We start from the raw sequence: 24,660 nt of genomic DNA on the forward strand, positions 1-24,660 counted from the left end.
GGAAGAGCTGGAAGAGCGGCAAGGACCTGGCCGGCTCCTACGACAAGGGCGGCGCGCCCCAGGTCATCCCGGCCGGCTCGCAGACCTACATCCCGGCGTTCAGCGAGGCCGTGCTCGGCCAGAAGGTCGGCGCCCGGGTCCTGGTCGTCGCGCCGCCGGCCGCCGCGTTCGGCGCCGCGGGCAAGCAGGAGCTCGGGGTCTCCGGCACCGACAACCTGGTCTTCGTCCTCGACGTCGACAGCGTGATGCCGAAGAAGGTCGACGGCACCCAGGCCTCCATCCCCTCCGACCTGCCGCAGATCAAGGCGGACAAGGAGGAGGCCGCCACGATCACGGTCCCGAAGAACGACCCGCCGAAGAAGCTCGTGGACCAGGTGCTCATCGAGGGCAAGGGCGACGAGGTCAAGAGCGGCCAGACCGTCTACATGCAGTACAGCGGCGCCACCTGGAAGCCCAACGAGGGCCTTCCGCAGGCGAAGCTGTTCGACACCTCGTGGAAGACCGGCGCCCCGTTCTCGACGGTGATCGGCCAGGGCCAGGTCATCGAGGGCTGGGACAAGGGCCTCGTCGGCAAGAAGGTCGGCAGCCGTGTCCTGCTGGTCATCCCGCCGGAGCAGGGCTACAAGGACAAGGCCCAGGGCGCGGACATCCCGGCCAATTCGACCCTGGTCTTCGTCGTGGACATCCTCGGAGCAGTGTAAGACTGTCCCGGTTGCCCATAGCGATTAGTAGGAGCATTACGTGAGCATCGACAAGCCCGAGATCGACTTCCCCGAGGGCGAGCCGCCGGCGGACCTGGAGATCAAGGAGATCTGGGAGGGCGACGGCGCCGTCGCCAAGGCCGGGGACTTCGTCAAGGTCCACTACGTGGGCGTGGCCTTCTCCACCGGTGAGGAGTTCGACGCCTCCTGGAACCGCGGCAACCCGCTGGAGTTCAAGCTCGGTGCCGGCCAGGTCATCTCCGGCTGGGACCAGGGCATCCAGGGCATGAAGGTCGGCGGCCGCCGTCGGCTGACCATCCCCGCCCACCTCGCCTACGGCGACCGCGGCGCCGGCAGCGCCATCGCCCCGGGCGAGACGCTGATCTTCGTCTGCGACCTGGTCGCCGTCTGAGACGCACCCGGATCGGTCCCGAGCGATCGGACCTGATCGGACCGAGGGTCCATGCCTGCGGGCATGGGCCCTCGGCTTTTGCCCCGGGAGCCCGGAGCGGTACGGTCAACGGTCGTAGCGCACAACGAGAGAGGGCGTAGGGCATCGATGGCGATCGCCAAGGCAGAGCGGCTGATGAATCTGGCGCTGTGTCTGCTCGGGACACGACGCGCACTCAGCAAGCGAGAGCTGCGCGAGTCCATCGAGGCCTATCTTGAGGCCGGCTCCGACGACTCCTTCAACCGGATGTTCGAGCGGGACAAGGACGACCTGCGGGAGCTGGGCCTGGTCATCGAGACCGTCGAGAACCTCGACGGCGAGACCGGCTACCTCGCCCGCCGCGACAGCAACCGGCTGCCGCCCGTCCAGCTCGACGCCGAGGAGGCCGCGGCCCTGGGGCTCGCCGCCCGCGTGTGGCAGCAGGCCCGGCTCGCCGGAGCGGCCAGCGGCGCACTCCAGAAGCTGCGCGCCGCCGGCATGCCGGAGGCCGACAATCCGTATGAGCACAGCGCGATCGAGCCGCGCATCCCGGTGCACGAGGCGGCCTTCGAGCCCCTGATGCTGGCCTGCCGCGACCGCCGCCCGGTCGTCTTCGACTACCGCAAGGTCACCGCCGTACGCCCGGAGGCCCGCCATGTCGAGCCCTGGGGCCTGGAGTGCTGGCGCGGCCACTGGTACCTGGCCGGATGGGATCGCGACCGGGGCGCCGAGCGCGTCTTCCGGCTCAGCCGCATCTCCGGCAAGGTCCGCTCGCGCGCGGGCGCGTTCACCGCGCCGGTGCCCGATGTCGTCACCGTGCGCGAGACCGTCGAGACGTGGGCGGGCGAGACCGCGACCCGCTCCGCCCGGATCCGGCTGCGCGCCGGCGCCGGCTACCCGCTGCGCTCGCGGGCCACCTCGACCCGGGAACTCGGCGACGGCTGGGACGAGTTGGAGATTCCGTACGGGCACGGGCTCGATGCCCACCTGGTGGAGTTCGGCCCCGATGTGGTCGTGCTGGAACCCGCCGATCTGCGGGCCGACGTGATGGACCGGCTGCGCGCCGTGGCCAAGGGCTGAGGGGGACGGTACGACCATGGCTGCAAACGCCATCGACCAGACGCGGCGGATGCTGTCGCTGGTGACCTATCTGCGCGAGCGCCCCGGCGCCCATGTCGCGGACGTCGCCCGCGCCTTCGGCATCACCGAGGACGAACTGATCTCCGACCTCGATGTGCTGCCCATGTGCGGCACGAGCTTCCGCGGCGGCGACCTCCTGGACATCGACACCGACGGCGACCGCATCTGGTGGCACAACCCGGACGACGTCGCGGCCCCGCTCCGGCTCGCCGCCGACGAGGCGACCGCGCTCCTCGTGGCCGCCCGGGCCGTCTCGACGCTGCCCGGTCTGCGCGAGGGGGACCGGCAGGCGCTGCTGCGCGCCACCGCCAAACTGGAGGCCGCCGCCGGCGAGACCGCGGGGGCCAGCTCCCGGCTCTCGGTCACCTTCGAGTCCGAGGGCAGCGTCTTCGCCGAGGTCGACCGCGCGATCTCCGAGCGCCGCAGGCTGTGGGTGAAGTACTACTCGCCGGCCCGTGACGAGCTGACCGAGCGCGAGGTCGACCCGATCCGGCTGTTCGCCGTCGGCCACACGTACATGGAGGCGTGGTGCCGCCTCTCCGAGGCCCGGCGCACCTTCCGGCTCGACCGGGTCGCCGAGATCCGCCTGCTCGACGAGGCGTCCGCGCCGCCCGAGCTGGAACTGCGCGACCTGTCCGAAGGGCTCGTCCAGCCCTCCGCCGAGGACCCCGAGGTCGTCGTCGAGGTGGGCCCCGGCGGCCGCTGGGTCGCCGAGTACTACCCGCACGACAGCGCCGACGAGCTGCCCGACGGCGGCCTGCGGATCACCCTGCGCACGCCCGACCCGGCGTCCCTGCGCCGCCTGGCCCTGCGGCTCGGCCAGGACGGCCGGATCGTCACGCCGGACGATCTCGCCGAGAGCGCCCGGCGAGTGGCCCGCGAGGCACTGGCCGCATACGAGCAACCGCCGGTCCTGGACCACCGGGACTGAGCGGCGGCACGTACCGGCCCCCTCCGGGAGCCGCACCACCCGCGCCGAACCCGCCGTACCGAACCAACCGCCCGCGCCGAACCCGCCGTACCGGACCACCACAGCTGAGGAGAACTGCGGATCATGTCGGTATTGCCCGGTCTCGCTCGTCCTGTGATCCCGGTCCTCTTCAAGGCTGCCTGTCCGGAGTGCCGCGCCCGCTTCGAGCTGGGCGCGGCCGCGCTGCGGCTCGCTATCGGGGCCAGCCGGCGCACCACCTTCTACTCCTTCACCTGCCCCGAGTGCGGCTCGGCCGTCCGCAAGCCCGCCGGGGAGCGCATCATCGAACTCCTCACCGGGGGCGGCGTCCGCACCCTCCGCCTCCACTCCACCGTCTGAGGTCCGCATCATGTTCTGGCCGATGACCGCCATCACCCTCGGATTCCTCGGGATCGCCGTGCTCGGCGTGCTCGCCATCAAGGTGTTCGTCGAGGCGCAGCGGCTCGGCCGCCAAGTGGCCGACACCACCAGCAAGATCAACCGTGCGGCGGAGGATCTGGAGCGCGCCGCCGTCGACCTCGCGGGGGCCGGCGAAACGCTGAGATGACAGGTGCGCTCTGATGCCGTCCGTTTCGGGACGGTACGCTGCACAACGCGGCCCAGGTAGCGAGGCCCGGTCCGCAAACGGGCGTACGCACGGGGATTGCCCAGCGTTCACCCCCGCGCGTTACGATCGCTGCACGTAAGAACGGTCGGACACCGGTCCGGCCGCCAACCGGCAGCCCCAACCCCGCAGCCTCGGTGAGAAGGTAAACGCTTATGTTCGGAAGGCTCGGCGCCCCCGAGATCATTCTCATCCTCATCGTCGTCGTCCTGCTGTTCGGCGCGAAGAAGCTCCCGGACATGGCGCGGTCGCTCGGCAAGTCGGCCCGCATCCTCAAGAGCGAGGCCAAGGCCATGAAGTCCGAGGGCCAGCAGCCCGCCCCGGCCGACCCGCCGGTTCCGGGCGAGCAGCCGCCGGCCCAGCGCACGATCCAGTCCGCGCCCGGCGACGTGAGCAGCGCCCGTCCGGTGACCGAGCCGACGGACACCACCAAGCGCTGACACCGGGCCCCAGCAGGCGCTGTTCACCTTCGTGACCAGAGCGACCTGCCGCACGAGATGAGGACGTGGGTTGCTCAAGTCTGCCCGCAAACAACAGAGGGACCCCGAGGGCCGGATGCCGCTCTCGGACCACCTTCGCGAGCTGCGCAACCGGCTCGCGAAGTCGGTGTTGGCGATCCTGGTCTGCGCCATCGTGGCGGCGTTCTACTACAAGGACATCGCCGAGCTGATCACGCGGCCGATCAAGGAAGCCGTCAATTGCACCGTGCCGTTCACCGAGCTCACCAGGAAGAACGGTGGCGCTGAGGTCTGCGGCAACATCACGATGTCCGGTCTTATGGGGCCGTTCACGCTGATGATCAAGGTGTCGATGGTGGCGGGTGTCGTGGCAGCCAGCCCCGTCTGGCTCTACCAGCTGTGGGCGTTCGTCTCGCCGGGCCTGCACAAGCACGAGAAGCGGTACTCGCTCAGCTTCGTGGCGGCGGGTTTCCCGCTGTTCGTGGCAGGCGGCTGGTTCTCGTACAACGTGCTGCCCGCCGCGGCCAAGGTGCTCCTGGAGTTCACCCCTGAAGGGGTGGCCAACCTGTTGCCGCTGAACGAGCTCATCGACCTCGTCACCCGCATGATCATCGTCTTCGGCCTCTCCTTCGAGCTGCCGCTGTTCCTCGTCATGCTCAACTTCAGCGGCATCCTCACCGGCCGCCGGATGCTGGGCTGGTGGCGCGGAATGATCATGGGTGTGACGGTCTTCGCGGCCTTCGCGACCCCGACCGTCGACCCGGTCTCGATGCTCTCGCTCGCAACGCCGATCGTCGGGCTCTACTTCGTCGCCGTGATCATCTCGCTGATGAACGACAAGCGCCGCAAGCAGCGCGCCGAGGCGGGACCGGCCGACGACGAGGCCTCGGACCTGGACCTCACCCCCGAGGACATCGGCACCGTCGAGGCCGTGACCTCGCCCCCGGCGCTGCCCGAGCAGTCGGACGGCGGGCGCTCCAGCAAGCTCAACGGGTACGACGACATCACCTGACCTTGACGGGAACGCCGGACCTTGTAGGGTCCGGCGGGTGACCAGCGAGATCACCCTCTTCGTCAATCCCACCGCGGGACGCGGCCGGGGCGCGCACGCCGCGCAGCCGGCCGCTTCGGCGTTGCGGGCCGCCGGATTCTCCGTACGCACCGTGCTCGGCGAGGACGCCGGTGACGCGCTGCGCCGGGCCCGCGAGGCCGTCGAGGGCGGCACCGGGGCCCTGATCACCGTGGGCGGCGACGGCATGGTCAACCTCGCTCTCCAGGCCGTGGCGGGCACCACCACCCCGCTCGGCGTCATCGCCGCGGGCACCGGCAACGACTTCGCCCGCGCCCTGGGGCTTCCGATACGCGAGCCGGCCCGCGCCGGTGAATACGCGGCCCGGGCCCTCAAGGCCGGCCGGCTCACGGACATCGACCTCGGCCGGACCGGCGAGCGCTGGTTCGCCACCGTCCTCGCCTCCGGCTTCGACTCCAAGGTCAATGACCGGGGCAACCGGATGCGATGGCCCTCCGGCCGGTTCAAGTACGACCTCGCGATGCTCGCCGAGCTGGCCGCCTTCCGGCCCATCCCGTACAAGATCACCCTTGACGACGGCGAGACCCGGGAGATCGAGGCGACCCTGGTCGCCGTCGGAAACTCCTCCTCCTACGGAGGAGGCATGCGCATCTGCGCCGACGCCGACCTCACCGACGGGCTCTTCGACGTCACCGTCGTCGGGGACTGCTCCCGGGCGACCCTCATCAAGGTCTTCCCGCGGGTCTACCAGGGCACCCATCTCGGCCACCCCGTGGTCAGCACGTACCGCGTCGCCTCGATCACGCTGGCCGCGGACGGCATCACCGGGTACGCCGACGGGGAGCGGCTCGGCCCGCTGCCGCTCACCGCGGAGTGTGTACGCGGCGCGGTACGGGTATTGGCACCCGTACCGGCGACCGGCCGGAAGGCCGCGGCACCTGGCCTCCAATAAAGATCGCGACCTCTGTCAGAGGCGGCGGGTAGGCTCGAAGACAAGATGACAGAGGACCTCTCACCAGCCGAAGCGTACGCAGCTGCCCGGCTCCGCGCCGTCGAGCAGGCCACCGCGCTCGCACCCTTCCGTGACCTGTACGACTTCGATCTGGACCCCTTCCAGATCGAAGCGTGCCAGGCCCTCGAAGCCGGGAAGGGCGTGCTCGTCGCGGCTCCGACCGGCTCCGGCAAGACGATCGTCGGCGAGTTCGCCGTGCACCTGGCCCTGGAGCAGGGCCGCAAATGCTTCTACACCACGCCCATCAAGGCACTGTCCAACCAGAAGTACGCCGACCTCGCGCGTCGCTACGGCGCCGACAAGGTGGGCCTGCTGACCGGCGACAACAGCGTGAACGCGGACGCGCCGGTGGTCGTCATGACCACCGAGGTGCTCCGCAACATGCTGTACGCGGGCTCCCAGGCGCTCCTCGGGCTCGGATACGTGGTGATGGACGAGGTGCACTACCTCTCCGACCGCTTCCGCGGCGCCGTCTGGGAAGAGGTGATCATCCACCTCCCGGAGTCCGTCACCCTGGTCTCGCTGTCGGCGACCGTCTCCAACGCCGAGGAGTTCGGCGACTGGCTGGACACCGTCCGAGGCGACACCGAGGTGATCGTCTCCGAGCACCGGCCCGTGCCGCTGTGGCAGCACGTCATGGCCGGGCGCCGGATGTACGACCTCTTCGAGGAGGAGACCGACCACGGCGGCCGCGGCGTCTCCCGGCGCGAGGTCAACCCGGACCTGCTGCGCATGGCGCGCATGGAGAACCAGAAGACGTACAACCCGCGCGATCGGCGCCGCGGCAAGATGGTGCGCGAGGCCGACCGCGAGCGGGAGCGCCGCCAGCGCTCCCGGATCTGGACACCGGGCCGCCCCGAGGTCATCGAACGGCTCGACGCCGACGGCCTGTTGCCGGCCATCACCTTCATCTTCAGCCGCGCCGCCTGTGAAGCAGCCGTCCAGCAGTGCATGTACGCGGGGCTGCGGCTCAACGACGAGGAGGCGCGCCAGAAGGTCCGCGAGATCGTCGAGGAGCGGACCGCCTCCATCCCCGGCGAGGACCTGCACGTCCTCGGCTACTACGAGTGGCTCGAAGGCCTGGAGCGCGGCATCGCCGCCCACCACGCGGGCATGCTGCCCACCTTCAAGGAGGTCGTGGAGGAACTGTTCGTCCGCGGCCTGGTGAAGGCCGTGTTCGCCACCGAGACGCTGGCGCTCGGCATCAACATGCCCGCACGTTCGGTGGTGTTGGAGAAGCTCGTCAAGTGGAACGGCGAGCAGCACGCCGACATCACCCCCGGCGAGTACACCCAGCTCACCGGGCGGGCCGGTCGGCGCGGCATCGACGTCGAGGGCCACGCGGTGGTCCTGTGGCAGCGCGGCATGGACCCGGGCGCGCTCGCGGGCCTGGCCGGCACGCGCACCTATCCGCTGCGCTCCAGCTTCAAGCCGTCGTACAACATGGCGGTCAACCTGGTGCAGCAGTTCGGCCGGCACCGCTCGCGCGAGCTGCTCGAAACCTCCTTCGCGCAGTTCCAGGCCGACAAGTCGGTGGTCGGCATCTCGCGGCAGGTCCAGCGCAACGAGGAGGGCCTGGAGGGCTACCGGGAGGGCATGCACTGCCACCTGGGGGACTTCGAGGAGTACGCGCGGATGCGGCGCGACCTCAAGGACCGTGAGACCGAGCTGGCCAAGCACGGCGCGGCCCAGCGCCGGGCGGCCGCCGCGGCCTCCCTGGAGAAGCTCAAGCCGGGCGACATCATCCATGTGCCGACCGGCAAGTTCGCCGGCCTCGCCCTGGTCCTCGACCCCGGGATCCCCGCAGGCCGTACCAACGGCCACCGCGGCGGCTTCGAGCAGCACGACGGGCCGCGCCCGCTGGTGCTGACCGCCGAGCGTCAGGTCAAGCGGCTCGCCTCGATGGACTTCCCGGTGCCGGTGGAGGCCCTGGAGCGGATGCGCGTGCCGAAGTCCTTCAACGCGCGCTCGCCGCAGTCCCGCCGGGACCTGGCGTCCGCGCTGCGCACCAAGGCCGGGCACATCGTTCCCGAGCGGCACCGCAAGGCCCGCTCCGAGGCGGCGGACGACCGCGAGATCACCCGGCTGCGCACGGCCCTGCGCGCCCACCCCTGCCACGGCTGCGACGAGCGCGAGGACCACGCCCGCTGGGCCGAGCGCTACTACCGCCTCCAGCGCGACACCCAGCAGCTGGAGCGGCGCATCGAGGGGCGCACCAACACGATCGCCCGCACCTTCGACCGCATCGTCTCGCTGCTCACCGAGCTGGACTACCTGCGCGACGACGAGGTCACCGAGCACGGCAAGCGCCTGGCCCGCCTGTACGGCGAGCTCGACCTGCTGGCCAGCGAATGTCTGCGCGCGGGCATCTGGGAGGGCCTGAACCCGGCCGAACTCGCCGCCTGCGCCTCGGCGTTGGTGTACGAGGCGCGCCAGTCCGACGATGCCGTCGCGCCCAAGACGCCCGCCGGCAAGGCCAAGGCGTCGCTCGGCGAGATGGTACGGATCTGGGGCCGGCTCGATGCCCTCGAAGAGGACCACAAGATCAATCAGGCCGAGGGCGTGGGCCAGCGCGAGCCCGACCTGGGCTTCGCCTGGGCCGCCTACCAGTGGGCCTCCGACAAGGGCCTGGACGAGGTGCTCCGCGAGGCGGACATGCCGGCGGGCGATTTCGTCCGCTGGTGCAAGCAGGTCATCGACGTCCTCGGCCAGATCGCGGCGGCGGCGCCACGAGAGAACAGCACCGTGGCGAAGAACGCCCGCAAGGCGGTCGACGCGCTGCTGAGGGGAGTCGTGGCCTACAGCTCGGTCGGCTGAGCGGGCGGTACTCGCCGAGCGCCCGGGCCCGGGCCCGGCCGAGCCTGGACGCTCGGCATACGTCCCCCGTACGGGGCCTCCGTACGGGGTCTCCGTACTGGGTCGACGCGCTGGATGAGGGAGCGGCCCCCGCCGGATTGCCCGGCGGGGGCCGCTCCCATGTCGCCCCCTTGCAATATGCCTTCTGTGCAAGAGAGTTGGCGCTGCCCGGGGCGGCCGCCGCCAAGCTGTGGAAAACGGCATGACCCTCCCGGGGGACGTCGGCGGGTGGCTCGGGCCGGGGGATATCCACAGGGGTGGCGGGGTGCCGACGAGTCCGCTTGCATGGACCCATACGCGGCTGATCCGCATCGGCCGACCGCACCAACGGCTGGGTGCCACAGGGAGGGAGACACCTTGACCACCGCCAATGTGTCCGAGAGCGTCCGCACAACTTCCGTGCCACGCAAGGTGGTTGCCGGTCCTCGCGGCCTGCCGTACCTGGGGAGCCTGCCCCGGTTCGGCAAGGACCCGCTCGCCTTCTTCGAACAGCTGCGGGACCGGGGCGACTTCGTGCACTGGCGGTTCGGCCGCGCGACCTCGCTGTTCGTCGCCGACCCGGAGTGCATCGGCGAACTCCTCACCGGGATGGAGCACACCTTCGACCAGCCCGACCTCGGGATCTCCTTCCGCACCCTGCTCGGCAACGGCGTCGTCGTGGCCAAGGGCAAGGACTGGCGCCGCAAGAGATCCTTGGTCCAGCCCTCGGTCCGGCCCAAGCAGGTACGTTCGTACGCGGCGACCATGGCCGCCTGCGCGGTGGACCTCGCCGACGGTTGGACGGACGGGCAGCGGATCGACGTGAAGCGCGAGATGTCCGCGCTCACCCAGCGGATCGCCGTCCGCACCATCTTCGGTGTCGACACCGCCGCGGACGCCGACGCCATCGGCCGGGCCATGGAAGTGGCCCAGCACGAGATCGGGGTGGAGTTCAGTGGGATCGGCGCCCTGCTGCCGGACCGGCTGCCGACCCCCGGCCGGGCCCGCATCAAGAAGGCGACCGCGGTCATCGACGCCGAGGTGAGCCGCGTCGTGGCCCGGCACCGCGCGAGCGACGGCGATCGCCCCGATCTGCTCAGCCGGCTGCTCGCCGCGCAGGACGAGAACGGGACGCGCCTGTCCGACCGGGAGATACGCGACGAGACCGTCACGCTCTACATAGGCGGCCATGAGACCACGAGCAGCACGCTGGTGTGGGCGTGGCACCTGCTGTCCCGCAACCCGCGCGTGCGCGAGGCGCTGGCCGACGAACTCGACCGTGTTCTGGGCGGCACCCGCGAACCCGGCTATGACGACTATGCCCAACTCATCTACACCCAGGCCGTGGTGAAGGAGACCCTCCGGCTCTACCCGACGATCTGGCTCCTCACCGGAGTCGCGAGGGAAGGCGCGGTGCTTGGCGGCCGCGGCATCCCGGTGGGCACCCGGATCTGGGTCAGCCAGTGGGCCACCCAGCGAGATGCCCGCTGGTTCCGCGACCCGGAGGACTTCCGCCCCGAGCGCTGGACGGAGGGCGCCGAGGAGATACCCGAATACGCCTGGTTCCCCTTTGGCGGCGGCCCCCGGGTCTGCCTGGGCACGCGCTTCGCCCTGGTGGAGGCGGTGCTGATCCTGGCGGTCCTGGCCGGCCGCTTCGATCTGGACGTGACTCCCGAGGACCTCACCCCGGTCCCGGGCCTGACGCTCCAGGCGAAGGGGGAGGTGCGGGCGTCGGTGCGGAGGAGAGCGTGAGCGGTCGCCGGCCCCGCCCCGGGCCCGCGCGGCCGCTCCGGAGCTACCCCACCGAGGGCCGTGGGCAACGAGCCGTGCCTGGCTGGGCGTGGCTGAGCGGCCCGTGGCCGGCTGCCTGGCGCGGCAAGCGGGCAGTGGCCGGCGGGTTCGGCTATTGAGCCCTGGCGCCTTCCAACTCCTCGGCCAGCCGGGCTAGTTCAGCAGTCCGAAGGATCCGGTTGCCGAAGCCCGGCAAGGGGACGTGCAGGGGAGCGGTCCATCGGGGCGGGATGGCGTGGAGGCCGTAGTGGGCGCCCGCCAGGCCACCGGTCACGGCCGCCACCGTGTCCGTGTCGCCGCCCAGGTCGATCGCCGCGCCCAGCGCCCGCTCGAAGGAATCCGTCGTACGCAGCGCCCAGAGCGCGGAACCGAGGCAGGGCCAGACCGCGCCGTTGAACTCGGTCGCGTCGTCGGGATGCCAGTCGGGAGCGAGGACCGTCGACCAGCGGGCCCAATGGTCGGGGTGAACGGCGGCCAGCGCGTCCGGCACGGCCGCCAGCGGGTCGGCGCCGGCCAGTGCGGCCCGTATCAGTTCGTGGTAGATCGCCGTGCCCTCCCACGCGGCCCGGTCCCCATGGGTGAGCGCCGCGATACGACGGGCGGCGGCCATCGTCGCCGAGCGTCCCGCGCCGGCGAAGTACACCGCGGCGGTGGTGGCGCGCATCAGTGAACCGTTGCCCGCGGCGCGGCGGTTGACCTGGAAATGGCGGGCCGCCGCAAGATCCCAGGGCTCGCCGTTCGTCAGGACGTCCTCGGTCTGGAGCCCGATGTCCTTGGGCTCCGAGACCGCCCAGCGCTGGAACCGCCGGAAGACGTCGGCCGGTTCGAGGCCACCGCACTCCAGGAGGGAGTCGGCGACCAGCACGGCCATCTGGGTGTCGTCGGTGGCCTCGCCCGGATCCCAGCCGCCTCCGCCGCACATCGTGCCGACGCCGTCGGGGAACCGCCGCGCGTACACCCCGGGCAGGCCGAACTCGAAGGGGGCGCCCAGAGCGTCGCCCACGGCGGAGCCGACCACCGCTCCCGCCGCCCGGCGAGTCGGACGCATGGGTCCTTCTTCGGGGGGCTGGATGCCCGTGCTCCCGTTCATGTCCCGCTCATGCCCGGGCCATACGCCCGTGTCCCGGTCCCGGTCCCCGTCTCTGTCCCCGCCCGCGTTCATGGGCAGGACGTTAGCCAGGGGGCCGCCGGCCGCGCGAACCGAATATCATCCGGCCACCCCCGTCGGAGGATGCCGACCGGTTCGCCTAGGCTCGGATCGTTGTCGCTCTTGGCCGCTCTCGGCGGCTCTGGGAAACGGGGGAAGGTCTGTGACTGAGGATCAGGACGGGGTGGTCCTTTACTGGCGCCCCCTGTGCACGTACTGCATGAAGCTCCGGCTGAGCCTGCTGTTCACGCGGCTGCGGTTCGTCAAGGTGAACATCTGGCGCGACCCCGTCGCGGCCGCGTTCGTGCGCTCGGTCGCGGACGGGAACGAGACCGTGCCCACGGTCACGGTGGCCGGGCGGGCGATGGTGAACCCGTCCAAGAGGGAGCTCTTCGAGGCGGTCCGGGCGCATGCGCCGCGGTCGCTGCCCGGGAGCCGCTGAGCCAACCGTTCGCGAGCCGCCCGGTGCGCGGCGGAAACCGTCGGCTGCCCGCAGGCGGGTCCCCGGCCCGGCCTGCCGTCAGCGGGGATTGCCGTTGGCGGCGAGCCGGTCGCTCATCTCCGCATGCGCCCGTTCGGAGTTGGCGTTCTCCGGGTCGTGCTTCAGGCGCAGGTAGTCGTAGAGCACCTGCACGCACTCGTCCCGCTTGGAGTAGGAGGCGTCCGCGGCCAGTTCCAGGCCCTTGGTGACCTCCCGCAGCTTGCCGTCCGGCGCGGTGTACACCGGGTGCCAGATCAGTTTCACGGCCGGGTTGAGCGCCATCACGACACGGAGTTGGGGCACTTCCTGGGCGATCAGGACGCTGTCGGGGTTGTAGGCGCGCAGGAAGATGTGGACCGGGCCGCGGGCCCGGTTCACGAACGCCTTGGACAGCACGTTCCACATCGGGGTCTTGAGCTTCCAGTCCTCGGTCAGCCGCAGCTTGTCGACCACGCCGCCGAACGGCGTGGCCTCCAGCGGGGTGTGGCCCTTGGAGCGGGCGTACACGCTGGTGTCGATTCCGCCGGACCACAGGGCCATCGTCGGCTTGTCGATCTCCAGGTAGTCCCCGATGAGCTGGACCAGTTCCTGGTACCACGTGTTCGACGCGCGGTGGTCGCGCTGCTCCTGGCGCTCGGTGAACTTCGCCATGGCCTCGTCGTTGAGCCGGCCCTGCTCCGCGAGGCCGCCGAGGACCAACTGCCAGGCGGCGTCCGTGACGCTGTCCGGGAACCCCGCCTGCGCCATCATGTCGCGGAATGTGCTCCACTCCCCGTGCCCGGTCGGATCGAGGGCGTTCTTCCGCGCCGCCTCGTTGGCGCCGGGAACCTCCTGGCGCTGGATCCACTCCGCCACGGCCGCGTTGCCCGCGGTCCCGTGGAGTGCGGCCAGCCCGGCGCGCTGTGCGCCCGTCCTGCCGGACGCCGTCGCGCTCGCGGTTCCGGCCTGTCGCCGGACCGGTGGCACGGCCGCCGGTCCGGTACCCACCGGCGGTGTCCCTGTCTCTCGCACGCTGCCCAGCCCCCCAGCTCGCCGTTCGGTTCCGAGCGCCGAGGCTAGAACCGCGGGCACTCGCCCACCAGGGGCGAAAGGGCAGTCGAGAGGGCACGGCAGCAGGGCGGCGGGAGGGCTGGTGCCGGGCTGGTGCCCGGCGGCCGGGTTCATGCAAGGCACCCTCATATTCGCGATACATCGCGGTTGACCGATACGCGATAGTCGCGATATGTTCGGCTACGAGTATTCGAGAACGAGGGACGAGCGAGGGGCAGGAGGTGACGGCGATGGCGGCAGGGCGGCGCAAGCTCCGCAACCCGTTGGCGCTGGCCGTTCTGGTCCTGCTCGCCGAGCGCCCCGCGATGCATCCGTACGAGATCGCCCAGACTCTGCGCCGGCGCGGCAAGGAGTACAGCATCAAGATCAATTACGGCTCGCTCTACACCGTCGTCCAGAACCTGGAGAAACACGGCTTCGTCGAGGTCGCCGACGTCCAGCGGCAGGGCAACCGCCCCGAGCGCACCCTCTACGCCCTCACCCCGACGGGCCGCGAGGAGATGCTGGACTGGATGGCGGACATCGTCTCGGTGCCGGTGCACGAGTTCCCGGTCTTCGAGACGGCCCTGTCCCTCATCGGCGTACTGCCGCCCGACGAGGTCACCGCGCTGCTGGCGCAACGTGTCAATACGCTGGAGGTGCGGGCCGCCGGGCTGCGGGGAGCGCTGCGGAAGCTGCGCGAGACGCTGCCCCGGTTCTTCCTCGTCGAGACCGAATACCAGCTCCACATGATCGACGCCGAGGCGGAGTGGGTGCGCGGCCTCCTCAAGGAGATCGCGGACGGCACCCTCAGCGGCATCGACGGATGGCGCAGTTGGCAGGCCACGGGTGAAGTGCCCGAGGAATGGAAGCACTTGGAGGGCGAGGACCACTCCCGCGAGTAGTCCGGGGAGGCCGGGACACCACCGGTCTCCGGACGCGCAGGCGACGCGCACGCACCGCGTACGGCGGGCGCGCCGACGCGCGGGACACACGGGACCCGCACGCAGTACCCAGGGACCAGCAGTACGCAGTAGCACAGGGAAAACCCCGGCACGGGCTGTTGCAGCAGCCCCCGCCGGGGTTGCGACCCCGGACCCGACCCGCACGAGGCAGGCCAGGCGATCGAAGGTGCGGCACGCCAAGGATAGCCCGGCGCTCCCCACGCGGATCGGTCCGTCACACCGACCATCCCCGCTCACCCAGGAGAGCTCCGTCATGAATACCCGGAGTACCCGGGCGCCCGCAGTCGAGGCGCACCACCTGATCAAGACGTATCCCGGAGATGTCACCGCCCTCAACGGCATGGGCATCACCGTCGCGGCCGGCACGGTCTTCGGACTGCTCGGCCCCAATGGCGCCGGCAAGTCCACCACCGTCAAGATCCTCACCACCCTCGCCCGCCCCGACAGCGGCACCGCGACCGTCGCCGGGCACGACGTGCTGCGCCACCCCGACCGGGTCCGGCGCGCGATCGGTGTCGTCGCGCAGAAGTCCGGGGCCGATCCCGTGGCCACCGGCCGCGAGAACCTCCAGCTCCAGGGGCGCCTGTACGGGCTCACCGGCGCGGCTCTCAAGCGCCGCGTGGACGAGCTGCTCGAACGCTTCGACCTCGCGGACGCCGGCAAGCGCGTCGTGAAGGGGTACTCGGGCGGCATGCAGCGCCGCCTCGACGTGGCGCTCGGCCTGGTGCACCGGCCCGAGGTGCTCTTCCTCGACGAGCCGACCACCGGACTCGACCCCGAAGCCCGCACCGCGATGTGGGACGAGATCGCGCGGCTCGCCGGGGACGAGGGGCTCACCATCGTGCTCACCACGCACTACCTCGAAGAGGCCGACCGGCTCGCCGAGCGGATCGCGATCGTGGACCGGGGCCGGGTCGTCGTCGAAGGCACCCCCGACGAGCTGAAGGGCGAACTCCGCGGCGACGCCGTCCATGTGGAGCTGCGCGAAGCCGTCACCGGACGCGCCCTGCTGCGCGAGGCCCTCACCGGACTGCCCGGCGTGCACGAGGTGCTGCTGGACGGCCGCCGGGTCAGCGCACGCGCCGACGACGGCGCGGCCGCCGTGCCCGTGCTGCTCGCCGCCCTGGAGCGCGCCGGAGCCTCCGTCGCCGCCGCGACCGTGGCCCGCCCCTCCCTGGACGACGTCTATCTGCGCTATGCCGGACGCCGTTACTCCGAGGCCGAGGCGGCAGCCGACGCCCCCGCCCTCGCCACCGCCGGAGGCACCCGATGACCAGCACCACCGCCACACCCGCGCCGCTGCGCTCCAACGCCCTCGCCCAGACCTGGTACATGACGCAGCGTCAGCTGATGGCGATCTTCCGGCAGCCCGCCTATCTCCTGATCACCCTGGTGCAGCCGGTGATCTGGCTGTTCCTGTTCGGCAACCTCTTCAAGAAGGTCGTCCAGCTCGGCGGCTTCGGCACCACGTCCTATCTGGACTACCTCGTGCCCGGCATCGTCCTGATGAGCGCGCTCGGCTCCAGCATGTGGGCCGGCATGGGCACCCTGGAGGAGATCGAGCGCGGCACGCTCAACCGCTTCCTCACCACGCCCGTCAGCCGCGGCGCCCTGATGAACGCCAACGTCGTGCAGAACGGCATCAGCATCACCGTCCAGACCGTGATCATCCTGCTGCTCGGCAAGCTCGGCGGCGCCCACTACCCGGGCGGCTTCGGCGGTCTGGTCGTCCTGGCCGTCGCCGCGATCCTGCTCGGCACGGTCTTCGGCGCCTTCTCCAACGCGCTGGGCATGCTGGTGCGCCAGCGCGAGTCGATCATCGGCATCAACACCTTTCTGCTGCTGCCGCTGACCTTCCTGTCCTCGGCGTTCATGGCGCCGTCCCAGATGCCGTCCTGGATGCGCCACATCGCCGACTTCAACCCGCTCAACTGGGGCATGGTGGCGGGCCGTTCGGCGATGGCGGCAGAACCGGACTGGGGTCTGGTGCTCGGCCGGGGCGGCGCCCTGCTCGGCCTCGCGATCGTCGCGGTCTGGCTGTCGACCCGTACGTTCCGCTCCTACCAGAAGTCGGTGTAGCGACAACCCGGGCCAACTCCGTCATCGGTGAGCCCGGTTGGGGCCCTGGCGGCCCAGGCGTTCGCTGAACCACGAAACCCCCGGCGGGGCAGGTGCCGGGGGTTTCGCGGGCGGGGGAGCGGGTCAGGCGGCCGGGGCCTCCTGCTCGCGTTCCACCTGCTCGTTCCACTCGCGCTTCGCCGCGCGCCAGGCGTCGTCGTCCTGACCGAGGCGCCAGTAGCCCGAGATCGACAGCCGCTCACGCGGTACGCCGCGCTCGACCCGGAGCAGCGCGCGCAGCTCCTTCACGAAGCCCGCCTCGCCGTGCACGAAGGCGTGCACATCGCCCGCCGGGAACTCCAAGTCCTTGACCGCGCCCACCAGTTGGGAGCCCACCGCATGCTCGCCCCGGTGCAGCCAGGTCACCGCGACGCCGTCCGGGGTGCTGAGCTTCTGCTCCTCCTCGGGGCCGGCCACCTCGACGAAGGCATGCACCAGCGCACCCGCCGGCATCCGCTCCAGGGCCGCCGCGATGGCGGGCAGCGCGCTCTCGTCACCGGCCAGCAGGTGCCAGTCGGCCGCCGGGTCCGGGGCGTAGCCGCCGCCGGGGCCGAGGAAGCGGACCGTCTCGCCGGGCTGCACCCGCAGGGCCCACGGGCCCGCGAGGCCCTCGTCGCCGTGCACCACGAAGTCGACGGTCAGCTCGCCCAGTTCGGCGTCCCAGTCGCGCACCGTGTAGGCGCGGGTGCTGGGCCACTGGGCGCGCGGGAACTCGGCGCGGATCCGCTCCATGTCGAAGGGCTCCGGGTAGCTCACGCCCTGCGCCGGGAACAGCAGCTTGATGTAGTGGTCGGTGTACTCGCCGACGCCGAAGCCGGCCAGCGACTCGCCGCCGAGCACGACGCGCACCATGTGCGGCGTGATGCGCTCGGTGCGCACCACTCGCGCCTCGTTGATCTTCGGTGCCTTGCGAGACGGGCGTTCTGCCACTGTGCGCTCCCCTGATCCACCATTAGTTAGGATTACCTAAGTTAACACCTTCGGTGCCGGAAGGCCCGAGGGGAGCCGGGGGATTCCGAGAGAAATCCGGGTGGGGCCCGAGGGAGGTCCGCGCCGGGGCCCGGGTGGGAGCCGGGCGGGAGCCGGGCGGGAAGGGGAGCACTCCTCCTCGTGGCGTCCGGCGTCCGGCTTCCGGCTTCCGGCTCCGGTTCCGGTTCCCGGGACGCCCTTCTCAGGCGCGCAACGTGGTGAGCAGCCGGCCCGTCGCTCCGGCCAGGCCCCACTGGGCCACCAGCTCTTCGAGGGTGGCCGGATCGAGCGGCTCGGTGGGCAGTGCCGGGTCGAACTTCGGCAGCGGCACGTCCATCGCGACCCGTACCACCTTGGGCGCGACGTCCAGATAGTCGGCCGCCTCCAGGATTCCCCGCCGCTTGGCCGGGGTCAGCTTGGAGAACCGGTCGGCGGCGGCCGCGCGGACGCCCGCCAGATCCCCGTACTCGTTGATCAGCTGGGCCGCCGTCTTCTCGCCGATGCCCTTGACGCCGGGCAGCCCGTCGCTGGTGTCGCCGCGCAGCGCCGCGAAGTCCGCGTACTGATCGGGTCGCACCCCGTACTTCGTACGGATCAGCTCGTCGTCCACCAGGTCGCAGTCGCCCACGCCCTTGCGCGGGTAGAGCACCCGCACCCCGCGCACGTCGTCGACCAGCTGGAACAGGTCGCGGTCGCCCGTGACGATGTCGACCGGGCCGGGCGCGAGGCCCGACAGGGTGCCGATGACGTCGTCCGCCTCGTAGCCGTCGACGCCGACGCGGGCGATGCCCAGCGCGTCCAGCATGTCGTCGATCACCGGGATCTGGGGGGCCAGTGTGTCCGGGGTCTCCTCCTCGTCGGGCTGACCGGCCGGAGTCTCCTCGGCCACCCGGTGCGCCTTGTAGGAGGGGATCAGGTCGACCCGCCACTGCGGCCGCCAGTCCGCGTCCATGCACGCCACCAGGTCGTCCGGGCGGTGGTCGTGGACCAGGCGTGAGATGAAGTCGAGCAGACCGCGCACGGCGTTGACCGGTGTGCCGTCCGGCGCCCTGACGGTGTCCGGGACCCCGAAATAGGCGCGGTAGAAGAGGGACGAGGTGTCGAGGAGCATCAGGCGTCGCGTCACACCCCGATGATGCCGCACCCCACTGACATGCACCCCGCGGCCCGGCCCGGCCCGGCCACGGGCTTCGCGGCGCGGCCCCGTCCCGCGCCTCAGTGCCCGTCCCGCTCGTGAACAAGTGAACTGGATCACTGTTGTGTTTGCTTCCGATCGGGCCGGGCAGGCGCGTCGCCGGAGCGGACCCAAGTATGGTTTTCAACCATTTCTCGGGCTGCGGACCGAATCCGCGCCGCTCCACGGCCCGCCCGCGGGGGATGCGGGCCGTTTTCGGTTCAACCCGTGAGGTGTATGTGTCCAGGCTGCAAGCCGAGCAGCTCTACAAGGTGTTCGGCAGACGACCCGAGGAAGCCGTCCGCACGCTCGAAAGCGGCGGCGACCGCGACGAGCTGCGGGCGGACGGGACGACCGCGGCGGTGATCGACGCCTCGTTCACGGTGGAACCCGGTCAGATCTTCGTTGTCATGGGTCTCTCCGGCTCCGGAAAATCCACCCTGCTGCGCATGCTCAACGGGCTCCTGGAGCCCACCTCGGGCCGTGTCCTGTTCGATGGCCAGGACCTGACCAGCCTGCCCGCCCGTGAGCTGCGTACGGTCCGCTCCAGCAAGATCAGCATGGTCTTCCAGCACTTCGCGTTGTTCCCGCACCGCAGCGTCCTGGAGAACGCGGCGTACGGCCTTGAGGTTCAGGGCGTACCCCGCGCCGAGCGCGAGAAACGTGCCGCCGAGGCCCTGGAGCTGACCGGCCTGGCCGGCTGGGGCGACTCCTGGCCCGACGAGCTGTCCGGCGGCATGCAGCAGCGTGTGGGCCTGGCCCGCGCCCTGGCCACCGACGCCGACCTGCTCCTCATGGACGAGTCCTTCAGCGCGCTCGACCCGCTGATCCGGCGCGACATGCAGGACCAGCTCCTCGAACTGCAGAAGCGCCTCAAGAAGACGATCGTCTTCATCACGCACGACCTCAACGAGGCCATGCGGCTCGGCGACAACATCGCCGTCATGCGCGACGGGCGCATAGTCCAGCTCGGCACCGCCGAGGACATCCTGCTCACGCCGGCCAACGACTACGTGGCCTCGTTCATCCAGGACGTCGACCGCTCCCGGGTGCTCACCGCGCTGTCCGTGATGACCACCCCGCACCGCCCCGACGCGGGCGAGTGCGACTGCGAGAGCGTGCTGCCGGACACCCCCGTCGCGGACGTGTGCACGGTCGCGGCCCGCGTTCCGCACCCGGTCGCCGTCAAGGACACCCACGGTTCCGTGCTCGGCGTCGTGCCGCAGGAGCGGCTCATCGCCTTCCTGGGGGACGACAAGCAGGGCCCGGTCGAATGCTCGATGAAGGAGGTGGCGACGCATGCCTAGGCTGAACCTCGGCGGCTGGGTCGACAGCGCCGTCAACTTCCTCCAGAGCCACCTCTCCTGGCTGTTCGACGCCATCACCCACCTCGTCAACGGCATGTACGACGGCATCAACGCGGTGCTCGACGCGCCGCAGCCGCTGCTTTTCGCGGGCATCCTCGCCGTGATCGCCTGGTGGCTGCGCGGCCTGTCCGCGGGCGTCCTGGCCTTCGTCGGGTTCGCGCTGATCGACTCGATCCAGCTGTGGGACGACACCATGTCGACGCTGTCGCTGGTGCTCGTCGCCGCGATCGTGACGCTGGTCGTCGCCATCCCGCTCGGCATCTGGGCGGCCCGCTCCAAGACGGTCAGCGCCGTCCTGCGGCCGGTCCTCGACTTCATGCAGACCATGCCGGCGATGGTCTACCTGATCCCCGGCATCATCTTCTTCGGCGTCGGTGTCGTGCCCGGCATCATCGCCACCATCGTCTTCTCGCTGCCCCCGGGCGTGCGGATGACGGAACTCGGCATCCGCCAGGTCGACGGCGAGCTCGTCGAGGCGGCCGAGGCCTTCGGCACCACCCCGCGCAACACGCTGATGCGGGTCCAGCTGCCGCTCGCGCTGCCCACCATCATGGCGGGCATCAACCAGGTGATCATGCTCAGCCTGTCGATGGTCGTCATCGCCGGCATGGCGGGCGGCGGCGGCCTCGGCGGCGCCGTCTACCGCGCCATCGGCAACGTCGACATCGGCCTCGGCTTCGAGGCCGGCATCTCCATCGTCGTCCTGGCCATGTACCTGGACCGGATGACCGGCGCGCTCAGCCGCCAGGTCTCGCCGCTCGGCCGGCGCGCGCTCGCCAAGGCGAAGGCCGCCGCCGGCGGTCTCAAGATCTGGAACTACCGTCCGCAGCCCGTCGTCGCGATCGTCGGCGTGGTCGTCCTCGCCGTCGTCGCGGGCGGCATGAACATGTTCGGCTCCTCCGGCTCTGACGCCGTCACCGGCGCCAAGGACGTGGGCAAGGGCAAGAAGATCTCGCTCGGCTACATCCCGTGGGACGAGGGCGTCGCCTCCACCTTCCTGTGGAAGGAACTCCTGGAGCGCCGCGGCTTCACCGTGGACGCCCGCCAGTACGAGGCCGGCGCGCTCTACACCGGCATGGCCGGCGGCCAGATCGACTTCGAGACGGACTCCTGGCTGCCCACCACGCACGCCCAGTACTGGGCGAAGTACAAGGACAAGCTGGAGGACATGGGCTCCTGGTACGGCCCCACGTCCCTGGAGCTCTCCGTGCCGTCCTACGTCAAGGACGTCAACACCCTGGACGACCTCAAGGGCAAGGGCTCCGAGTTCCAGAACCGCATCGTCGGCATCGAGCCGAGCGCCGGTGAGACGGGCATCCTGAAGGACAAGATCCTCAAGGAGTACGGCCTCGACGGCGAGTACAAGGTCGTCGACGGCTCCACGCCCGGCATGCTCGCCGAGCTGAAGCGCGCGTACGCCAAGAAGGAGCCGATCGTGGTTCCGCTCTGGTCGCCGCACTGGGCGTACAACACCTACGACCTGAAGAAGCTCAAGGACCCCAAGGGCGTCTGGGGCAAGGGCGACGGGGTGCACACCCTGGCCCGCAAGGGCTTCGCCTCCGACAACGCCGAGGTCGGCAAGTGGCTGAAGAACTTCAAGATGGACGAGAAGCAGCTCACCAGCCTTGAGGCCAAGATCCAGTCCACCGGCAAGGGCAAGGAGCAGGACGCGGTGCGCGCCTGGCTGAAGGAGAACCCGGGCTTGGCCGACAAGTGGACGCCGGTTGGCTCCTAGCCGCCCCGGGAAACCCCCTTCCCACCTCACCCTTCCGCAGCCGCGGCCGGTCCTCCGGCCGCGGCTGCGGGGCGTTGCGATCCGGCCTGATCCGGTGCCCAACCCTTCGCGATCTTGGCGGGACGGTCCCCTCGGACCGCGAAGCTGCGTAGGGTGACCTGGACGCAGCCGGTGCGTACGCGGACCGAGTGAACGGGGAGGGAGCCCGGGAGATGGACGACAAGGAAACTCTTCGGGTGGGAGTGGCGGTCCGGCGTCTGCGCCGCAGCCTCGGCCTCACCCTCGCGGTGGTCGCCGAGCGCAGCGGGCTATCGGTGCCCTTCCTCAGCCAGGTCGAGAACGAACGCGCCCGCCCCAGCGCCCGCTCCCTCCAGCGCGTCGCGGACGCCCTGAACACCACGGTCGCCGAGCTGTACGACGCCGCCGACTGCACCCGTACGGTCGACGTCGTACGGGCCGAACCCGAGGCCGAGGAGCCGGGCCACGGGGTGCGGGAGCTGCTGCGCGGACACCATCAGCTGCACGCCATGGAGTTCACCGGCGAGCAGGACACCGGGCGTGAATTCCAGCACCGCAACGACGAGTTGATGTACGTGGCCGACGGCGCCGCCGAGGTGGAGGCCGAGGGCCGCGCCTACCGCCTGGAGCGCGGCGACACGCTGTGCCTGTCCGGCGGGGTGCGCCACCGCTGGCGGGCGGCGCTGCCCGGCACCCGCATCCTGGTCGTGGCGGTCGCCGATCACATCGAGGCGATCGAGGAGACCCGCCACTGATGCGGGTGGTCTCCCTCGTCCCCTCGTTGACGGAGGCCGTCGCGGTCAGCGGCCCCGGCCTCCTGGTCGGTGCCACCGACTGGTGCAGCCATCCGGCCGGGCTCGACGTGGTCCGGGTCGGCGGCACCAAGAACCCGGACGTGGAGCGTGTCGTCGCGCTCGCCCCGGACCTGGTCGTCGCCAACGAGGAGGAGAACCGCCCCGCCGATCTGGCCGCCCTCACCGCGGCCGGCCTCGACGTCCTGGTCACCGAGGTCCGCACCCTTCCGCAGGCCTTCACCGAGCTGGAGCGCGTTCTGGTGGAGGGCTGCGGGCTCGCCCGGCCCGACTGGCTGGACGCGGCCGAGCGGGCGTGGGGCGCGGTGCGCCCGGGCCCGCAGCGGAGTGCGGTCGTGCCGGTCTGGCGGCGGCCCTGGATGGTCCTCGGCCACGACACCTTCGCGGGCGATCTGCTGGCCCGGCTCGGCGTGCGCAACGTCTACGCCGATCACGCCGAGCGCTACCCGCGCATCGGCATCGACGAGCTGAACGCGGCGGGCGCCGACCTCGTCGTGCTGCCCGACGAGCCGTACCGCTTCACTCCCGACGACGGCCCCGAGGCCTTCCCCGCACTGCCCGCCGCCCTCGTGGACGGGCGTCAACTCACCTGGTACGGGCCGTCGTTGGCCGAAGCGCCGGCCGTGCTCGGCGCGGCGCTCCGGGTCGGGACCTGAGCGGGGCCGCCCTGCCGGGGCGGCCGCTCGACGCGGCTACTTCTTCACCGGCGCCGCGAGCAGCCTGCCGTCGACCAGCCCCCGTACGGTGTGGAACCCGGCCACCAGCCAGGCCGTCACGAGGAGCGCGTACAGGGCGACCGCCAGCCAGTCGAAGGCGTGCAGTCCGGTGTGCCGGGCGAGGCCCTCGGCGCCGGTGACACAGGTGCCCACGGGGAAGGTGAAGGCCCACCAGGTCATCGCGAAGCCCATCCCGTTCCGGGCCGCCCGGACCGCCATGGCCACCGCGAGCGCCAGCCACATCAGGGCGAAGCCCATCACGGGCACCCCGTACAGGACGGCGAAGGCGGCCATGCCCTGCGCGTAGGCCGCGTCGATGGAACCGCCCGCCACATCGGCCAGTTTGTTCACCGCGGTGGTGGACTGGCCGAGGGGGCCGAGCACCAGGAACAGGGTGGGCGTGAGGAACAGGGGCAGTGCGCCCCGGTGGATCAGGCGGGAGAACACCACGGGCAGGATCACCAGGGTGGCGAGCAGGCTCATCCCGAACATCGCGTACGAGGCGAGCAGCATGGCCTCGCGGGCCTGGCCGGCGGGCAGTTGGGGCACCAGCAGCGGGCCGAGCGTCGCCGAGACCATGGGGGCGACCACGGGCAGCAGCCAGACGGGGGATGCGCTGCCGGGCGCCACGTCGTGCCGCGCGACCATCAGATACGGCACCGCCACCGCGGCGACCAGGCCGATCAGGGTTCCGGCCCCGTACAGCACCCACGCCAGCGGTACGGCCGCGGCCTCGCCGATCACGCCGGCGCCGACGGAAAGGGTGCCGATGCCGACGGCCAGGAACGCCATCGACAGGCAGCCGTAGAAGGGCGCGACGGTGGGGTCCAGGAGATGGGCGCGGGCCTGGTCGCGGTGGTGCAGCCAGTGCCCGGCGCGGGCCACGAGCAGGACGGCGAGCATGGCCAGCGAGAGCGCCCAGATCACCGGAAGGCCCGGGATGTGGAACGGCAGCCCGGCGCCCGCGTTGGCGATGATCGCGGTGCCCATCACCGCGGCGTACCAGTTCGGGCCGAGGTGGCGCAGGGCGGGACGGCGCCGGGCGGCGACGGGGTGGTGGGTGCGGGGGCGCGGTTGCGCGACGGTGGCCATGGATCCAGCTTCTGCCCGCCGATCCGGCCCCGCCACGCCTGCTGGAGCTATGAGCCCATAAGCTGG

Annotated in this window: 24 protein-coding genes; 19 read left to right on the forward strand and 5 right to left on the reverse strand. The window is 71.1% G+C overall.

Going from position 1 to position 24,660, the window contains the following annotated elements; all coding sequences use genetic code 11:
• From CG740_RS22795 to CG740_RS22845, 11 genes are all read left to right on the forward strand, one after another.
• Positions 1 to 701 (forward strand): FKBP-type peptidyl-prolyl cis-trans isomerase (locus tag CG740_RS22795; protein ID WP_234376431.1); only part of this gene is annotated, 701 nt, incomplete at its 5' end.
• Positions 702 to 741: 40 nt separating this feature from the next.
• Positions 742 to 1,113 (forward strand): FKBP-type peptidyl-prolyl cis-trans isomerase, encoded by a 372-nt coding sequence (locus CG740_RS22800; RefSeq protein ID WP_100577089.1) that lies wholly within the window; start codon positions 742 to 744, stop codon positions 1,111 to 1,113.
• A 147-nt stretch (positions 1,114 to 1,260) separates the two neighbouring features.
• Positions 1,261 to 2,211 (forward strand): helix-turn-helix transcriptional regulator, encoded by a 951-nt coding sequence (locus CG740_RS22805; RefSeq protein WP_100577090.1) that lies wholly within the window; start codon positions 1,261 to 1,263, stop codon positions 2,209 to 2,211.
• 16 nt (positions 2,212 to 2,227) lie between these two features.
• On the forward strand, positions 2,228 to 3,202 hold the full coding sequence (locus CG740_RS22810; RefSeq protein ID WP_100577091.1) for a helix-turn-helix transcriptional regulator: 975 nt from the start codon (positions 2,228 to 2,230) through the stop codon (positions 3,200 to 3,202).
• A gap of 123 nt (positions 3,203 to 3,325) precedes the next feature.
• Positions 3,326 to 3,580 (forward strand): hypothetical protein, encoded by a 255-nt coding sequence (locus CG740_RS22815; protein WP_100577092.1) that lies wholly within the window; start codon positions 3,326 to 3,328, stop codon positions 3,578 to 3,580.
• Positions 3,581 to 3,590: 10 nt separating this feature from the next.
• Entirely contained in the window at positions 3,591 to 3,788 is a 198-nt protein-coding gene (locus tag CG740_RS22820; protein WP_100577093.1) for a hypothetical protein, read from the forward strand.
• Positions 3,789 to 4,000: 212 nt separating this feature from the next.
• Positions 4,001 to 4,285, forward strand: a complete 285-nt coding sequence (tatA, locus tag CG740_RS22825; RefSeq protein ID WP_100577094.1) for a Sec-independent protein translocase subunit TatA — start codon at positions 4,001 to 4,003, stop codon at positions 4,283 to 4,285.
• 70 nt (positions 4,286 to 4,355) lie between these two features.
• Complete coding sequence (tatC, locus tag CG740_RS22830) at positions 4,356 to 5,315, forward strand: twin-arginine translocase subunit TatC (protein ID WP_100577095.1); 960 nt, start codon at positions 4,356 to 4,358, stop codon at positions 5,313 to 5,315.
• Between the two features lie 37 nt (positions 5,316 to 5,352).
• Entirely contained in the window at positions 5,353 to 6,285 is a 933-nt protein-coding gene (locus tag CG740_RS22835) for a diacylglycerol kinase (RefSeq protein ID WP_100577096.1), read from the forward strand.
• Between the two features lie 45 nt (positions 6,286 to 6,330).
• Positions 6,331 to 9,162, forward strand: a complete 2,832-nt coding sequence (locus CG740_RS22840; protein ID WP_100577097.1) for a DEAD/DEAH box helicase — start codon at positions 6,331 to 6,333, stop codon at positions 9,160 to 9,162.
• Positions 9,163 to 9,558: 396 nt separating this feature from the next.
• Positions 9,559 to 10,932, forward strand: coding sequence for a cytochrome P450 (locus tag CG740_RS22845; protein WP_442802849.1), 1,374 nt, complete (start codon positions 9,559 to 9,561; stop codon positions 10,930 to 10,932).
• A 151-nt stretch (positions 10,933 to 11,083) separates the two neighbouring features.
• On the opposite strand, the gene CG740_RS22850 is transcribed toward CG740_RS22845, so the two are convergent.
• On the reverse strand, positions 11,084 to 12,019 hold the full coding sequence (locus tag CG740_RS22850) for an ADP-ribosylglycohydrolase family protein (protein ID WP_100577402.1): 936 nt from the start codon (positions 12,017 to 12,019) through the stop codon (positions 11,084 to 11,086).
• A 262-nt stretch (positions 12,020 to 12,281) separates the two neighbouring features.
• Here CG740_RS22850 and CG740_RS22855 point away from each other — a divergent pair, with 262 nt between their 5' ends.
• Positions 12,282 to 12,560, forward strand: a complete 279-nt coding sequence (locus CG740_RS22855) for a glutaredoxin domain-containing protein (RefSeq protein WP_234376432.1) — start codon at positions 12,282 to 12,284, stop codon at positions 12,558 to 12,560.
• A 78-nt stretch (positions 12,561 to 12,638) separates the two neighbouring features.
• Here CG740_RS22855 and CG740_RS22860 read toward each other — a convergent pair whose 3' ends face one another.
• Positions 12,639 to 13,586: a hypothetical protein gene (locus tag CG740_RS22860; protein ID WP_100577099.1), complete on the reverse strand. Its 948-nt coding sequence runs from the start codon at positions 13,584 to 13,586 to the stop codon at positions 12,639 to 12,641.
• Between the two features lie 293 nt (positions 13,587 to 13,879).
• Between CG740_RS22860 and CG740_RS22865 the strand changes: the two genes are divergently transcribed.
• The 3 genes from CG740_RS22865 (at position 13,880) to CG740_RS22875 (ending at position 16,672) form a co-directional block, all read left to right on the forward strand.
• Complete coding sequence (locus CG740_RS22865; protein ID WP_100577100.1) at positions 13,880 to 14,533, forward strand: PadR family transcriptional regulator; 654 nt, start codon at positions 13,880 to 13,882, stop codon at positions 14,531 to 14,533.
• Positions 14,534 to 14,846: 313 nt separating this feature from the next.
• Positions 14,847 to 15,866 (forward strand): ATP-binding cassette domain-containing protein, encoded by a 1,020-nt coding sequence (locus CG740_RS22870; protein WP_100577101.1) that lies wholly within the window; start codon positions 14,847 to 14,849, stop codon positions 15,864 to 15,866.
• Positions 15,863 to 16,672: an ABC transporter permease gene (locus CG740_RS22875; RefSeq protein WP_100577102.1), complete on the forward strand. Its 810-nt coding sequence runs from the start codon at positions 15,863 to 15,865 to the stop codon at positions 16,670 to 16,672. The genes CG740_RS22870 and CG740_RS22875 overlap by 4 nt, the downstream gene beginning before the upstream one ends.
• 123 nt (positions 16,673 to 16,795) lie before the next feature.
• On the opposite strand, the gene CG740_RS22880 is transcribed toward CG740_RS22875, so the two are convergent.
• Together CG740_RS22880 and CG740_RS22885 are read right to left on the reverse strand one after the other, a co-directional pair.
• Complete coding sequence (locus CG740_RS22880) at positions 16,796 to 17,641, reverse strand: siderophore-interacting protein (protein ID WP_100577103.1); 846 nt, start codon at positions 17,639 to 17,641, stop codon at positions 16,796 to 16,798.
• A 241-nt stretch (positions 17,642 to 17,882) separates the two neighbouring features.
• Positions 17,883 to 18,791, reverse strand: a complete 909-nt coding sequence (locus CG740_RS22885) for a 5'-3' exonuclease (protein ID WP_100577104.1) — start codon at positions 18,789 to 18,791, stop codon at positions 17,883 to 17,885.
• Positions 18,792 to 19,057: 266 nt separating this feature from the next.
• On the opposite strand from CG740_RS22885, the gene CG740_RS22890 reads away from it, so the two are divergent.
• The 4 genes from CG740_RS22890 (at position 19,058) to CG740_RS22905 (ending at position 23,442) form a co-directional block, all read left to right on the forward strand.
• Positions 19,058 to 20,161 carry a quaternary amine ABC transporter ATP-binding protein gene (locus tag CG740_RS22890; protein WP_100577105.1) on the forward strand — a complete coding sequence of 368 codons (1,104 nt, stop codon included), beginning with the start codon at positions 19,058 to 19,060 and terminating at the stop codon, positions 20,159 to 20,161.
• Entirely contained in the window at positions 20,154 to 21,956 is a 1,803-nt protein-coding gene (locus tag CG740_RS22895; RefSeq protein ID WP_100577106.1) for an ABC transporter permease/substrate binding protein, read from the forward strand. Before CG740_RS22890 ends, CG740_RS22895 begins: the two co-directional genes overlap by 8 nt.
• A gap of 212 nt (positions 21,957 to 22,168) precedes the next feature.
• Entirely contained in the window at positions 22,169 to 22,729 is a 561-nt protein-coding gene (locus CG740_RS22900; protein ID WP_100577107.1) for a helix-turn-helix domain-containing protein, read from the forward strand.
• Entirely contained in the window at positions 22,729 to 23,442 is a 714-nt protein-coding gene (locus tag CG740_RS22905) for a helical backbone metal receptor (RefSeq protein ID WP_100577108.1), read from the forward strand. The genes CG740_RS22900 and CG740_RS22905 overlap by 1 nt, the downstream gene beginning before the upstream one ends.
• Positions 23,443 to 23,478: 36 nt before the next feature.
• On the opposite strand, the gene CG740_RS22910 is transcribed toward CG740_RS22905, so the two are convergent.
• On the reverse strand, positions 23,479 to 24,594 hold the full coding sequence (locus CG740_RS22910) for a TDT family transporter (protein WP_100577109.1): 1,116 nt from the start codon (positions 24,592 to 24,594) through the stop codon (positions 23,479 to 23,481).
• Positions 24,595 to 24,660 lie beyond the last annotated feature (66 nt).

The sequence above is a fragment of the Streptomyces sp. CB01201 genome, from assembly GCF_002803085.1.
Classification (GTDB): domain Bacteria; phylum Actinomycetota; class Actinomycetes; order Streptomycetales; family Streptomycetaceae; genus Streptomyces; species Streptomyces hundungensis.

Excerpts from the sequence above, each read along its gene's own strand:
- CG740_RS22805 (WP_100577090.1), top strand. The coding sequence starts at position 1,261 with ATGGCGATCGCCAAGGCAGAGCGGCTGATGAATCTGGCGCTGTGTCTG.
- CG740_RS22810 (WP_100577091.1), top strand. The coding sequence starts at position 2,228 with ATGGCTGCAAACGCCATCGACCAGACGCGGCGGATGCTGTCGCTGGTG.
- CG740_RS22815 (WP_100577092.1), top strand. The coding sequence starts at position 3,326 with ATGTCGGTATTGCCCGGTCTCGCTCGTCCTGTGATCCCGGTCCTCTTC.
- CG740_RS22820 (WP_100577093.1), top strand. The coding sequence starts at position 3,591 with ATGTTCTGGCCGATGACCGCCATCACCCTCGGATTCCTCGGGATCGCC.
- tatA (WP_100577094.1), top strand. The coding sequence starts at position 4,001 with ATGTTCGGAAGGCTCGGCGCCCCCGAGATCATTCTCATCCTCATCGTC.
- CG740_RS22840 (WP_100577097.1), top strand. The coding sequence starts at position 6,331 with ATGACAGAGGACCTCTCACCAGCCGAAGCGTACGCAGCTGCCCGGCTC.
- CG740_RS22850 (WP_100577402.1), bottom strand. The coding sequence starts at position 12,019 with ATGCGTCCGACTCGCCGGGCGGCGGGAGCGGTGGTCGGCTCCGCCGTG.
- CG740_RS22865 (WP_100577100.1), top strand. The coding sequence starts at position 13,880 with ATGGCGGCAGGGCGGCGCAAGCTCCGCAACCCGTTGGCGCTGGCCGTT.
- CG740_RS22870 (WP_100577101.1), top strand. The coding sequence starts at position 14,847 with ATGAATACCCGGAGTACCCGGGCGCCCGCAGTCGAGGCGCACCACCTG.
- CG740_RS22875 (WP_100577102.1), top strand. The coding sequence starts at position 15,863 with ATGACCAGCACCACCGCCACACCCGCGCCGCTGCGCTCCAACGCCCTC.
- CG740_RS22885 (WP_100577104.1), bottom strand. The coding sequence starts at position 18,791 with ATGCTCCTCGACACCTCGTCCCTCTTCTACCGCGCCTATTTCGGGGTC.
- CG740_RS22890 (WP_100577105.1), top strand. The coding sequence starts at position 19,058 with ATGCGGGCCGTTTTCGGTTCAACCCGTGAGGTGTATGTGTCCAGGCTG.
- CG740_RS22895 (WP_100577106.1), top strand. The coding sequence starts at position 20,154 with ATGCCTAGGCTGAACCTCGGCGGCTGGGTCGACAGCGCCGTCAACTTC.
- CG740_RS22900 (WP_100577107.1), top strand. The coding sequence starts at position 22,169 with ATGGACGACAAGGAAACTCTTCGGGTGGGAGTGGCGGTCCGGCGTCTG.
- CG740_RS22905 (WP_100577108.1), top strand. The coding sequence starts at position 22,729 with ATGCGGGTGGTCTCCCTCGTCCCCTCGTTGACGGAGGCCGTCGCGGTC.
- CG740_RS22910 (WP_100577109.1), bottom strand. The coding sequence starts at position 24,594 with ATGGCCACCGTCGCGCAACCGCGCCCCCGCACCCACCACCCCGTCGCC.